Consider the following 12,714-nt stretch of genomic DNA (forward strand, 5'->3'; position numbering starts at 1 on the left):
AATGTCGGGACCGCAAGTCGCCATCGACCTCGGCCGCATCGAGCGCAATGCGCGCACGATCGTCGAGCGCTGCGCGCTGTCGGGCATCAAGGTGTTCGGCGTCACCAAGGGCACCTGCGGCATGCCGCAGGTGGCGCGCGCCATGCTGCGTGGTGGTGTCGCCGGCATCGCCGAATCGCGCTTCGAAAACATCCGCCGGCTGCGAGACAGCGGCATCAACGCGCCGATCATGCTGCTGCGCAGTCCGCCGATGGCGCGTGTCGAGGAAGTGGTACGCACGGTCGACATCAGCCTGCAGTCGGAACTGACCATCATCCGCGAGATATCACGCATCGCCGAGCGCATGGGCCGCGTCCACGACATCATGCTGATGATCGACCTCGGCGATCTCCGCGAAGGCATCTGGCCGAGCGATCTTATTCCCACGGTCGAACAGATCCTGCAGTTCAAGGGCGTGCGCATCGCAGGCATCGGCACCAATCTCGGCTGTTTCGGCGCCATCATGCCGACGCAGGAAAATCTCGGCCAGCTCGTCGCCCACGCCTACAAGACCGAGCGCCTGTCCGGCAAAAGCCTCGACTGGATTTCCGGCGGCGCCTCGTCATCGCTGCCGCTGTTGCTCGAAGGCAAGCTGCCAGCCGGCATCAACAATCTGCGCGTCGGCGAAGCGATCCTGCAAGGCGGCGTCGAAACCTTCCGCGATGTGCCATGGGCTGAACTCGAACCCGACGCCTGCCGCCTGACCAGCGACATTATCGAGGTCAAGCTCAAGCCGTCGCGGCCGATCGGGCAATCCGGCTACGACGCCTTCGGCAACCAACCGGTCTTCCCTGACGAGGGCGACAGGCTGCGCGCCATCGCCAATATCGGCCGTGAGGATGTGTTGGTCGAAGGACTGACGCCGATCGCCAAGGGGGTGCGGGTGCTCGGCGCCTCCAGCGACCATCTGCTTTTGGATGTGGCCGACGCCGACCCGCCGCCGGCCGTCGGCGACCGCGTCGCCTTCCGCATGAGCTATGGCGCCATGCTGCTGGCGATGACCTCGGAATATGTCGAAAAGGCCCCGATGCACGATGTCGAGGACTTTTCCGGCCGCAAGATGGTGTCGATACTGGCGGAACAGGGCGCCGCTGGCATCCTGGCCCGGGAAGGAACCGGCGCGCGGCTGGAAGCGATGAATTTCGATGTCGTCGAGCTGGCCGATATCGAGCGGCCGCCATCGGGGCTGATCCGGCTGGCTGCCGGTGCCGACCGCCGTATCGCACACAAGGCGCTGACCGCAACGGCGCGCGCGACCCACTCCTTCGGCCTGATCTGGATCGATTCCATCGCCGCCCTGATGCCCGAGGACGAGGACGGCATCGACCTGCCGGAAGGCTCGGTGCTGGCGCGCGCGCTTGGCCTCGACCATAAGGCGGGTGCGCTGCAGCCCCAGCTGTCACCGGAAAATGTCGTCATCATCGGTCTGCGCCACGCCGATCCGGCGGAAGTGCGGGTGCTCAAGGATTCGCGCGTCTCGGCCTTCACCATGACCGACATCGACGCTATGGGCATGCGCGACCTGATGCACGAAGCGATCCGCATCGCCACCTCAGGCACGCAGGGTTTTCATGTCAGCTATTCGCCTGATGTCACCGAATTCGCCGGCTGGGCGGCAGGTTCGGGTGGCCTTACCGTGCGCGAAACCCATCAGGCGATGGAGGCGATTGCGCTCTCCGGCCGGCTGTTGTCGATGGATGTTTCGGGCTTGACCGCGGATCTGGAGCCTCGGATCGGCACCGACACGGTCAACTTCGTCATGTCGGCCTTCGGCAAGCGGATATTGTGATCAGCATTGCGCTTCGACTACCGCGCGCCATGCGCTGACGTAGTCGGCCCAGGCCGGATCGGTCGGCGGCTCGATTCTTTCGCCTTGGCCGTGGGCCGTTGCCCGGTCCGTTGCCAGCAACGCGGCGCCGATGCTGGTGCCGGTGGCGGCCTTCGACGCGACAACGGCGCGCGCCGTGCTTGCCGCCAACATGCCGACGAAGAGCCGGTTGCGGGCAAAGGGCCCTTCGACCGTGGTCGGGCCGTCGGCGCCGATCAGGTCGAGGCAGGTCGCCGTCATCAGAGCCAGGTAGAACGAGATGGCGGCAAAGCGCTGGCCGCGTGTGACGTCGTCGGCGTCAAGCCATGTCGCGGCATGATGCGGGAACGGCCCCGACCCTTGCTGGGTCGAGGGCAGCAGCAATGTCTTTCGCCCCAGCACGGCGCCGACATCATCTTCGGTCCAGCTGTCCGGCTGGCCTTTCGTCAGCACGGAAAACTCGCGGCCGCCCATGAACCGTGCCGAGGGGACAGGATGGCCCAGCGCGCTGACGTTGACCAGCGTATCGCGCACTGCGTCCAGCACGATCTGTTTGCCGCCGACCGCCATCGACACCACCCAGGTGCCGGTCGAGACCACGGAGAAAGGTGGCGTGTCGGACAGGAGATGCGGCAGCAGCGAGGCGTTGGAATCGTGCAGGCCGCAGAACACCGGCGTTTGCGGATCGAGCCCGGTTCGTGCCGCAAGCGCAGGCAGGAGCGGGCCGAGGCGGTCCTTGGCTGGCCGCACCGGCGCCATCAGCTCGCGCCAATCCAGACGATCGACCAGCGATGAAAAGTCGGCTGTCCATGGGTTCCACAGATCGGTGTGGCAGCCGAGAGAGGTCACCTCGTTGGCGGCGACACCGGTCAGGCGCAAGGCCCAGTATTGCGGATACATCAGCATCGCAGCGACCTTCGCGAACTCCGCCGGGAAGCGTTTCTTCTGCCAGAAGAATTGCGCGCCGAGATTGAGGCCGAGCGGCAACCGCGGCGTGCCGGTCTCGGCGAAGGGCGGGCGGATCGCGCCATAGTCCGCCGCGAGCGTGTCGGGCCCATCGAACTCATAGTCGAGCACCGGCAGCACCAGTTCGCCCGCGGCGTCGACCAGCACGCCCGTCGCGCCATGCGTGGTGATCGAAATGGCGTCGATGCGCTGTTCGCGGTTGAGGCCGGCAAGGCTGCCGAGGATGAACGTCCACAACGCCTCGACACCGTGATGCGGGTAGGGCGCCTGCCGCACTGGCGCATTGGCCATGCGGCGCAGCGCGACCTCGCTCAACGTGGCGAGATCGACCAGTGCCACTTTGGCATTGGTCTTGCCGATGTCGATGACGGCGATGTGGCGCATCGCGCTCATGCCATGTGGAACACGGTTTCCAGCGGCACGGCCACCGGCTCGTTGTCCGGCTTGGTCTCCATGATGTCGGCCATGTGAGCCCACCAGCGCTGCATCACCGGGTGCTTCGGCAGATCGTACATGCCGTGATTGTCTCGCCGCCACAGCACGCCAAACAGGATATTGGTCTCTTCGTCGAGGTGGATCGAGTAGTCGGAAACGCCGGCCTGCTTCAGGAGCGCGACCAGCGATGGCCAGATCTCGTCGTGGCGGCTCTTGTACTCAGCTTTCATGCCCGGCTTGAGCTTCATCTTGAACGCGTATTTCTCAGCCATCATCGTCCTCCGCGCAGCCGCCGCCAGACGATCGGCAGCGCGATGACGATAATCAACAGCAGGCCGATGAAGATCGACATGACGATGCCGGGCACGTTGAGCAGGCCGAGTCCGAAGGTCACCAGCCCCATGATGAAGGCGGCAAGCACGACGCCCAAAATGCTGCCGGCGCCGCCCAGGATGCTGACCCCGCCGAGCACCACCATGGTGATGACTTCGAGCTCATAGCCCTGAGCGATCGACGGCCGTGTCGAGCCGAGCCGCGAGGTGATCAGCACCGAGGCGATGCCAGACATCAGCCCGGTCAGGCAAAACAGGATGAACTTGATGCGGCCGACCCGCACGCCGGAAAACTGCGCCGCGACTGGATTGTTGCCGATGGCAAAGACGCGGCGGCCGAAACTCGTCCGGTGCAGCGCGAGCCAGTAGACGATAGCCGCGACGAGGAAGAGGACCAGCTCGAACGACACCACCCACCAGACATAACCCTGGCCGAAGAAGGCAAAGCTTTCGGGGTAACCCTTGTAGGCCTGGTCGCCGAGGATGATGAAGGCGATACCGCGAAACAGGCTCATCGTGCCGATGGTGACGACGATCGACGGCAACCCCAGCCGTGTCACCAGCAAGCCGTTGAAAGCGCCACAGCCGAGCCCGACGACGATGCCGATCAGCACCAGCACCGGCGTGCCGGCGCCGGCCTGTACCGCCATGCCCATCATGGTCGACGCCAGCGCTATGATGGCGGCGACCGAGAGATCAATCTCGCCGGAAATGATCAGCAGCGCCATGGCGAAGGCGATCAGACCCTTCTCGGTGAAATTGAAGGTGAGATCCGACAGCGAATAGGGGTCGAGGAAATAGGGCGAGGCGAAGCTGTTGATGGCGAAGATGGCGACGGCCACCACGACCAGCAGCGTTTCCCAGGAGAGGATCGCCGAGCTCAGCGGCTTGTCGAGCCGGTCGGGAATGTGGCGCGGGGCAGGGATTTCGGTCATGTCACCACCTCCACTTTTCTGAGGATGATGCGGCCCTGCTGGCGTTCGCTGCGCGCGTTGAGCACGACGGCGAGAATGATGGCGCTGCCCGAAATCGCCATTTGCCAGAAGGGCGAGATGTTGATGACCGGCAGCGCGTTGGAAATAATGCCGAGGAACAGCGCGCCGAGCACCGCGCCGCCGACCGAGCCGATGCCGCCGGCGATCGAAATGCCGCCGATGACGCAGGCGGCGATGATGTTGAGCTCATAGCCATTGGCGACCTCGACCGAGGCGATCACGTAGCGTGATATCCAGAGGTAGCCGGAAAGGCCGCCGATCATGCCGGAGATGCAGAAGACGATGAATTTCGTCCGGCCGACATCGATGCCGGCATAGACCGATGCCGTCGGGTTGACGCCGATGGCGTAGATCGAGCGGCCGAGTGCCGTGCGCGTCATCAGGACGAAGAACACCGCGATCACCAGGATGGCGATCCACGACAGTACCGGAATGCCGAGGAAGGCGGCACGCTGAAAGCCGATGAAGTCGGGGCTCATCTTGTCCGCATTGACCCAGGCGCCGCCCGACAGGACGAAAGTGGCGCCGCGATAGATGGTCAGCGTGCCCAATGTCACCACGATCGAGGGGATGTTCAGCCGCCAGACCAGCAGGCCGTTGATGGCGCCGAGCACCAGACCGACGGCCAGCGCGATGACGATCAGCAGCGGGATCGGGATTGCCGGGTGCGCGGCGTTCAGCATCGCCACCACCATGCCGGTGAAGCAGAGGTTGGACGCCATCGACAGATCGATCGACCGGGTCAGGATGACGACCATCTGGCCGAGGGCCAGGATCATCAGGATCGAGGTGTCGTTGAACACCTGGCGCAGATTGCCGGGATCGGCGAAGGCCGGGAAGCGTGTCGAGATCAGTCCGATCAGCACGATGATTGCCGCGAGCAGCCAGATTTCGCGGTATTTGAGAAAGGCTTTCATGCCGCGATCCCCGCTGCCGTCCTGACCAGCGTCTCGGCGTCCAGTTCCTTGTTGTCGTAGACCGCCGCGACGAGGCCTTCGCGCATGACGACGACGCGGTCGGACATGCCGAGGATTTCGGGCAATTCGGACGACACCATGATCACCGACAGGCCTTGCGCCACCAGTTCGGCCATGAAGCCGTGCACGGCAGCCTTCGAGCCGATGTCGATGCCCTTGGTCGGCTCGTCAAGGATGATCACCTTGGGCGCGGTCGCCAGCCATTTGGCGATGACGATCTTCTGCTGGTTGCCGCCCGACAGCGTACCGACATCCTGGCTGAGCGAGGAGGCGCGCAGGTCGAGCCGCTCGGTGTAGGAGCGGGCGAGCGCGAACTCCTCCGACAGCCGCAGCAGGCCGGATTTGGAGGTACGCTTGAGCGAAGGCAGCGAGACGTTCTGGAAGATCGGCAGGCCGATCACCACGCCTTGCTTGCCGCGCTCCTCCGGCACGTAGACGATGCCAGCATCGATCGAATCCGCCGCCGATTTCGGCGCGATCGTCTTGCCTTCCAGCGTGATCGTGCCGCCAGTGGTGCGGGTGATGCCCGAGATCGCTTGCATCACCTCGCTGCGCCCGGCGCCGACAAGGCCGTAGAAGCCGAGGATCTCGCCCTTGTGCAGTTCGAAGCCGATGTCGTTGAATTCGGTCGGGTGCGACAAGCCGGAAACGGAAAGCACCGGCGCGCCGATTTCGGCCTTGCGCTGCGGAAAGATGTGGTCGACCGACCGGCCGACCATCATGCGCACGATCTGGCTCTGCCCGGCATCCTTGATCAACCCTTCACCAACCATCTCGCCATCGCGAAACACCGTGTAGCGGTCGGCGATGCGGTAGATCTCGTCGAACTTGTGGCTGATGAACAGGATCGCCTTGCCTTCGCTCTTGAGGAACTCGATGAGCAGGAAAAGCTCCTCGATCTCCTTCATAGAAAGCGCGGCGGTCGGCTCGTCCATGATGACGATCTGTGCGTCGATCGACATCGCGCGGGCGACGGCGACGAGATGCTTGTTGGCGATGCCGAGGTCCTTCAGCCTTGTGTCGGCGTCGATATGGCCGGCGTGCATGGCATCGAGAACTTCGCGCGCATTTTTGCGCATCGTGCGCCAGTCGATGGTGCCCAAGCGCGTGCGCGGCGCATGGCCGAGAAAGATGTTTTCAGCCACTGTCAGATCGTCGAACAGCACGGTTTCCTGATGGATGGCGGTGACGCCATAGCCGAAGGCGGCGTGCGCGCTGGGCAGGGTGACGGCCTGGCCGTCAATGCTGATGGTTCCCGTGTCGGGCTGGTAGATGCCGGTCATGATCTTGACCAGCGTCGACTTGCCGGCGCCGTTTTCGCCGATCAGGGCTGTCACCTGGCCCGGATAGAGCGACAGGCTGACATCGTGCAGCGCGCGCACGCCGGGAAAGCTCTTGGAGACGCCGGACAGCGTCAGGCGTGGGGCTGCATTATCCTCCCCCTTGTAGGGAGGGTCGCGAACAATGTGAGCGGGGTGGGTGTTGTCTAGCATATCAAGGTCCTGGTGTGTGGAGATGTGGCCACCCCCACCCCGTCTCGCCGATCTTGCTGCGCAAAGCCGGCTCGCCGACCCTCCCCGCAAGGGGGAGGGTGCAAGCGTCCGAGATCAATAGATCTTGGAGAACTTCTCGATGTTGCTCTTGTCGAACTGGAAGGGCGGAGCCATCGCAGCCGAGTTGGTGTCGTCGAGCGTGACCTTGCCGACGCGGCCGATCGACAGCGTGGCGCCCGGCTTGGCCTCTTCCTTCTTCACCGCCAGATCATGCGCGAGGTAGACGGCGGAGTAGCCGAGGTCGATCGGGTTCCACAGCGCAACTGCCTGCGAGGCGCCATTGTCGATGAACTTCTTGAACTCGGACGGCAGCGCGAGACCGGTGACGTTGACCTTGCCGATCAGGTTCTCGTCAGTCACCACCTGGGCGGCTGCAACAACGCCGACGGTGGTCGGTGCGATGATCGCCTTGAGGTTCGGGTAGGACTTCAGCAGGCCCTTGGCTTCGTCCGTGCTCTTGGCCGAATCGTCATCGCCATAGACGGTGGCGACGAGTTTGATCTTGGGGAACTTCTCCGGCAGGATTTTCTTGGCCGCGTCGATCCAGGCGTTCTGGTTGGTCGCGGTGGAAGACGCCGACAGGATGGCGACGTCGCCACCTTCCGGCAGATAGTCGGCGGCAAGCTTGATGATGGTCTCGCCGATCAGTCCGGTGTCGGACGGGTTGAGGTGAAGCTGGCGGCCTTCCTTGGCGACGCCCGAATCCCAGGAGATGACGGTGATGCCGCGCTCCATGGCCTTCTTCAGGACCGGCACCAGCGCGTCGGCGTCATTGGCCGAAATGGCGATGGCGTTGACCTTCTGGGCGATCAGCGAATTGACCACTTCGATCTGCGCCTCGGCGGTCGCCTTGGTCGGGCCGGTATAGATGATGTCGACGCCGCCGAGTTCCTTGGCCGCCTCTTCGGCGCCCTTGTTGGCGGCATCGAAGAAGCCGTTGCCGAGCGACTTCACCACCAGCGCGATCTTGACGTTTTCCGCGTAGGCTGCATTCACGAACATGGCGGCCGAGAATGCCGCCGTCACCATCAATTTCTTCAAAAAGCTCATCGAATATCCTCCCTTGAGCGTTGCATTCCATCGCCGCTGCGGGCGTGAGTTGGTCTCAGGCCCGCAGTGAAGATTCTTCCTTGTTGGTTGCCGACTTGCGGGCGACGATCAGCGCCACCCCGGCGGTCTCGAGCATTTTCGCTTCACGATCCTCGATGCCGTCATCGGTGATGACGGTGGCGATGCGCGACAGGCCGCACAGGATCAGGCTGGAGCGTTTGCGGAATTTCGAGGAATCGACCAGCACCACCAGTTCGTCGGCCTGGTCGATCAGCTTCTGCTCCGCCTGGATCAACAGCGGGTCGCCTTCCATCAGCCCGAGCGGCCCAAGACCCTGCGCGCCCATGAACATGCGGCGTGCGTAGAAATTGCGGGTCACGTCATTGTCGAAGGGCGACAGAATGATGTTCTGTTCGCGGTAGATGGTGCCGCCCGACAGCATGACCGTGTTCTTGGAATGCTTGAGCAGATGCTCGGCGATTGGGAACGAATTGGTGAAGATCGGCATGCGGCGGCCGGTCAGGAAATGCACCATCTGGAAGGTGGTGGTGCCGCCATTGATGATGATCGGTTCGCCGTCCTTGCAAAGCTCGACCGCTTCGCGGGCGATCGCCCGTTTCTGCGCGGCGTTGAGCGTTTCGTTGACGGAAAAGGGCCGGCCGGCGAGGCCGATGAACTGCGGCGGCGAGATCGCCTCGGCGCCGCCGCGCACACGGCGCAGGCGTTTCTGCACGTGGAGTGCAGCGATGTCGCGCCGGATCGTCGCCTCGGAGGACTCCGTCAGATCGACCATCTCCTGCACCGTCACAACAGGCTTTTCCTGGACGGCGGACAGAATGATCCTGTGGCGCTCTTTTTCGTGCATGGTTCCTCCCTGCCCAAACATCTAGGCACCCAAAGCGCGCAGTGTCAATCATTTCCAATCATATAATTTCATTGTGCAGTGCAATATGATCGATATTGATCGTTTGTGATTGACAAGTCGGACGCTTCCGTGGAAATTCGGACGAAATGGGCCGCACCGTTTGCGTGCCTTCGGGAGGATCATCCATGCTCGACAAGCGCACCGGCGCGCGCCTCGCCAATCTGTGGGACGAGGCCAAGGCCCAATCGATGAGCGAGCCGGAACTTCTGGTTTATCGCTCGAACACGCTCGGTTCCGACAAGCGTGTCACCAACTATGGCGGCGGCAACACCTCCTCCAAGATCTGGCAGAAAGACCCGCTCACCGGCGCGGACGTCGAAGTGCTTTGGGTCAAGGGCTCGGGCGGCGACAGCGCATCGATTAAAACAGATGGTTTCGCCACCCTCTATATGGACAAGCTGCGCGCGCTGAAGGGGCTCTATCGTGGCCTCGCGCATGAAGACGAGATGGTTGGCTTCCTGCCGCACTGCACCTTCAATCTGAACCCACGCGCGGCCTCGATCGACACGCCGCTGCACGCGTTCGTGCCGAAGCCTTTTGTCGATCACATGCATCCCGACGCGATCATAGCCATCGCCGCCGCGAAGGATTCCAAGGCGCTGACCAGGGAGATTTTCGGCGACGCCATCGGCTGGCTGCCGTGGAAGCGTCCGGGCTTCGAACTCGGCCTGTGGCTGGAGAAGTTCTGCGTCGAACATCCCGCCGCCAAGGGCGTCATCCTGGAAAGCCATGGCCTGTTCACCTGGGGAGACACCCCTCGGGAATGCTACGAGACGACGATCTCGGTCATCAATCAGGCGATCGAGTGGTTCGAGCGCCGCTCAGAAGGCCTCGCCATCTTCGGCGGTGAAACGGTCAAGTCGCTCGACGCCGCCGAACGCCGCGCCATCGCCGCGAAGCTGATGCCAAGGATCCGCGGCCTGATTTCGGAAAAGAGCCACAAGCTCGGTCATTTCGACGATTCCGCCGCCGTTCTCGAATTCGTCAACTCCAGGGATTTGCGGCCGCTCGCGGCACTCGGCACCTCGTGCCCGGACCATTTCCTGCGCACCAAGATACGCCCACTGGTGATCGAATTCGATCCGGCCAAGCCCGATGTCGATGCCGTCATCGCGCGTCTCGCCGACGACATCGCCGCCTACCGCGTCGGCTACCAGGCCTACTACAACAGCTGCAAGCATCCGGATTCCCCCGCGATCCGCGATCCCAATGCGGTGGTCTACCTGATGCCTGGCGTGGGCATGTTCACCTTCGCCGGCGACAAGGCGACGGCGCGCATTTCGGGCGAATTCTACGTCAACGCCATCAATGTCATGCGTGGCGCCTCGACGGTTTCGTCCTATGTCGGCCTCCCAGCACAGGAAGCCTTCGATATCGAATACTGGCTGCTCGAGGATCTGAAGCTGCAGCGCATGCCGAAGCCGAAGGCGCTCGCCGGCCAGATCGCGCTGGTCACCGGCGGTGCCGGCGGCATCGGCCGCGCTACCGCCAGCCGGCTGCTGCGCGAAGGCGCCTGCGTCGTGCTGGCCGACATCGACGAGACAGCGCTCGCCAGCGCCAATGACGAACTGGCCAAGGCCTACGGCAAGGATTTCGTCCGGCCGGTGCTGATCAACGTTACCTCGGAGGATCAGGTGATCGCGGGCTTCGCCGAGACCGCGGTCGAATTCGGCGGCATCGATATTCTGGTGTCGAATGCAGGTCTCGCATCCTCGGCACCGATCGAGGAGACCACGCTGGCACTGTGGAACAAGAACATGGACATCCTGTCGACCGGCTATTTCCTGGTCTCGCGGGAAGCGTTCCGGCTGTTCCGGGTGCAGAAGATCGGCGGCAACGTCGTCTTCGTCGCCTCCAAGAACGGCCTTGCCGCCTCGCCCAATGCCGCAGCGTACTGCACCGCCAAGGCCGCCGAGATCCATCTGGCGCGTTGCCTGGCGCTGGAAGGCGCGGAAGCGCAGATCAGGGTCAATGTCGTCAACCCGGACGCCGTGCTGCGGGGCTCGAAGATCTGGACCGGCGAGTGGAAGGAACAGCGCGCCGCCGCCTACAAGATGTCGACCGACGACCTGGAGGAGCATTACCGCTCGCGCTCGATGCTGAAGCGCTCGGTGTTTCCCGAGGACATCGCCGAAGCCATCTATTTCTTCGCCTCCGACATGTCGGCCAAGTCGACCGGCAACATCATCAATGTCGACGCGGGCAACGCGCAGAGTTTTACACGGTAATCGTTTGAAGGCGGTGCCGGAGCGCTTCCCTTCTCCCCGTCTCTATACGGGGAGAAGGTGCCGGCAGGCGGATGAGGGGCGGCGCCGACCGAACGCATTGGGAGGAAACAACAATGTCCGAATCCATCATCTCCGCCGACCTCGTCGACAAGGACAATGCCGCGCGCAAAGCCGATCTCGAGCGTGACTACGCCTCGCTCGGCGAGCGCCTCGACCGTCGTGGCATCGCCATCGACGCCATCCGCGACAAGGTCGAGAAATTTGCCGTGGCGATCCCCTCCTGGGGCGTCGGCACCGGCGGCACCCGCTTTGCTCGTTTTCCCGGTGCCGGCGAGCCGCGCGACATTTTCGACAAGATCGAGGACTGCGCCGTCATTAGGCAATTGACGCAGGCGACGCCGACGGTGTCGCTGCACATTCCGTGGGACAAGGCCGACCCGAACCGGCTGAAGCAGGCGGCCTCGCGCTTCGGCCTCGGCTTCGACGCCATGAATTCCAACACCTTCTCCGATGCGAAGGACCAGAAGCTTTCCTACAAATTCGGCTCGCTGTCGCATGCCGATGCCGGCACGCGCCGGCAAGCGGTCGAGCACAATCTCGAATGCATCGAGATTGGCAAGACGCTTGGCTCCAGGGCGCTGACCGTGTGGATCGGCGACGGTTCGAACTTCCCCGGCCAGGTCAATTTCGCCAAAGCCTTCGAGCGCTACCTCGACGCCATGAAGGAGGTCTATGCCGGACTGCCGGACGGCTGGAAGCTGTTCACCGAGCACAAGATGTACGAACCGGCCTTCTACTCCACCGTCGTGCAGGACTGGGGCACCAACTACATGATCGCCAAGGAATTGGGCGACAAGGCGTTCTGCCTGGTCGACCTTGGCCACCATGCGCCCAACGTCAACATCGAGATGATCGTGTCGCGGCTGATCCAGTTCAAGAAACTCGGCGGCTTCCATTTCAACGATTCGAAATATGGCGACGACGACCTCGATGCCGGTTCGATCGATCCCTACCGGCTGTTCCTCGTCTTCAACGAACTGGTCGATGCCGAGCTTTCAAGCGCCGAGGGTTTTGACCCGGCCCATATGCTCGACCAGAGCCACAACGTCACCGATCCGATCGAAAGCCTGATGCTGTCGGCGGTCGAGGTCCAGCGCGCCTATGCGCAAGCGTTGTTGGTCGACCGCAAGGCGCTGGAAGGCCACCAGGACAGCAACGACGCGCTGATGGCGACGCAAACGCTGAAAGCCGCCTACCGCACCGATGTCGAACCGATCCTCGCCATGGCGCGGCTGACGACCGGCGGCGCCATCGATCCGGTCGCCGCCTACCGGGCGGCCGGCTACCGCGCCAAGGTGGCGTCGGAACGTCCGGCGGTCGCCGGCGGCTCGGGCGGCATTGTCTGAC

At 63.4% G+C, this 12,714-nt stretch carries 10 protein-coding genes; 3 read left to right on the forward strand and 7 right to left on the reverse strand.

The features are described from left to right. Position 1: 1 nt before the first annotated feature. A complete protein-coding gene (locus AC1DZU_RS28085; RefSeq protein WP_477289860.1) occupies positions 2-1,828 on the forward strand; it encodes an alanine racemase in 1,827 nt (608 codons plus the stop codon). Here the strand turns inward: AC1DZU_RS28085 and AC1DZU_RS28090 are convergent, their stop codons facing one another. The 7 genes from AC1DZU_RS28090 to AC1DZU_RS28120 form a co-directional block, all read right to left on the reverse strand. After that, positions 1,829-3,205 carry an FGGY-family carbohydrate kinase gene (locus AC1DZU_RS28090; RefSeq protein ID WP_477289861.1) on the reverse strand — a complete coding sequence of 459 codons (1,377 nt, stop codon included), beginning with the start codon at positions 3,203-3,205 and terminating at the stop codon, positions 1,829-1,831. It abuts the gene before it with no gap. Then, positions 3,202-3,519: an L-rhamnose mutarotase gene (gene rhaM / locus AC1DZU_RS28095; RefSeq protein ID WP_477289862.1), complete on the reverse strand. Its 318-nt coding sequence runs from the start codon at positions 3,517-3,519 to the stop codon at positions 3,202-3,204. Before rhaM ends, AC1DZU_RS28090 begins: the two co-directional genes overlap by 4 nt. Then, on the reverse strand, positions 3,519-4,514 hold the full coding sequence (locus AC1DZU_RS28100) for an ABC transporter permease (protein ID WP_477289863.1): 996 nt from the start codon (positions 4,512-4,514) through the stop codon (positions 3,519-3,521). Before AC1DZU_RS28100 ends, rhaM begins: the two co-directional genes overlap by 1 nt. After that, positions 4,511-5,491: an ABC transporter permease gene (locus tag AC1DZU_RS28105; RefSeq protein ID WP_477289864.1), complete on the reverse strand. Its 981-nt coding sequence runs from the start codon at positions 5,489-5,491 to the stop codon at positions 4,511-4,513. Before AC1DZU_RS28105 ends, AC1DZU_RS28100 begins: the two co-directional genes overlap by 4 nt. After that, positions 5,488-7,044, reverse strand: coding sequence for a sugar ABC transporter ATP-binding protein (locus AC1DZU_RS28110; protein WP_477289865.1), 1,557 nt, complete (start codon positions 7,042-7,044; stop codon positions 5,488-5,490). Before AC1DZU_RS28110 ends, AC1DZU_RS28105 begins: the two co-directional genes overlap by 4 nt. 114 nt (positions 7,045-7,158) lie before the next feature. Continuing rightward, entirely contained in the window at positions 7,159-8,154 is a 996-nt protein-coding gene (gene rhaS / locus AC1DZU_RS28115) for a rhamnose ABC transporter substrate-binding protein (protein ID WP_457150999.1), read from the reverse strand. A gap of 55 nt (positions 8,155-8,209) precedes the next feature. Further along, entirely contained in the window at positions 8,210-9,019 is an 810-nt protein-coding gene (locus AC1DZU_RS28120; RefSeq protein ID WP_477289866.1) for a DeoR/GlpR family DNA-binding transcription regulator, read from the reverse strand. A 185-nt stretch (positions 9,020-9,204) separates the two neighbouring features. Between AC1DZU_RS28120 and AC1DZU_RS28125 the strand changes: the two genes are divergently transcribed. Further along, on the forward strand, positions 9,205-11,307 hold the full coding sequence (locus AC1DZU_RS28125; protein ID WP_477289867.1) for a bifunctional rhamnulose-1-phosphate aldolase/short-chain dehydrogenase: 2,103 nt from the start codon (positions 9,205-9,207) through the stop codon (positions 11,305-11,307). A gap of 113 nt (positions 11,308-11,420) precedes the next feature. After that, positions 11,421-12,713: an L-rhamnose catabolism isomerase gene (gene rhaI, locus AC1DZU_RS28130; protein ID WP_477289868.1), complete on the forward strand. Its 1,293-nt coding sequence runs from the start codon at positions 11,421-11,423 to the stop codon at positions 12,711-12,713. Position 12,714: the final 1 nt, after the last annotated feature.

It is taken from the genome of Mesorhizobium sp. P2_A12 (assembly GCF_056405075.1).

What these genes read in the sequence shown, in the direction of transcription:
- rhaM (WP_477289862.1), bottom strand. Translation starts at nt 3,519, where the DNA reads ATGGCTGAGAAATACGCGTTCAAGATGAAGCTCAAGCCGGGCATGAAA.
- AC1DZU_RS28100 (WP_477289863.1), bottom strand. Translation starts at nt 4,514, where the DNA reads ATGACCGAAATCCCTGCCCCGCGCCACATTCCCGACCGGCTCGACAAG.
- rhaS (WP_457150999.1), bottom strand. Translation starts at nt 8,154, where the DNA reads ATGAGCTTTTTGAAGAAATTGATGGTGACGGCGGCATTCTCGGCCGCC.
- AC1DZU_RS28105 (WP_477289864.1), bottom strand. Translation starts at nt 5,491, where the DNA reads ATGAAAGCCTTTCTCAAATACCGCGAAATCTGGCTGCTCGCGGCAATC.
- AC1DZU_RS28110 (WP_477289865.1), bottom strand. Translation starts at nt 7,044, where the DNA reads ATGCTAGACAACACCCACCCCGCTCACATTGTTCGCGACCCTCCCTAC.
- AC1DZU_RS28120 (WP_477289866.1), bottom strand. Translation starts at nt 9,019, where the DNA reads ATGCACGAAAAAGAGCGCCACAGGATCATTCTGTCCGCCGTCCAGGAA.
- AC1DZU_RS28090 (WP_477289861.1), bottom strand. Translation starts at nt 3,205, where the DNA reads ATGAGCGCGATGCGCCACATCGCCGTCATCGACATCGGCAAGACCAAT.
- AC1DZU_RS28085 (WP_477289860.1), top strand. Translation starts at nt 2, where the DNA reads ATGTCGGGACCGCAAGTCGCCATCGACCTCGGCCGCATCGAGCGCAAT.
- AC1DZU_RS28125 (WP_477289867.1), top strand. Translation starts at nt 9,205, where the DNA reads ATGCTCGACAAGCGCACCGGCGCGCGCCTCGCCAATCTGTGGGACGAG.
- rhaI (WP_477289868.1), top strand. Translation starts at nt 11,421, where the DNA reads ATGTCCGAATCCATCATCTCCGCCGACCTCGTCGACAAGGACAATGCC.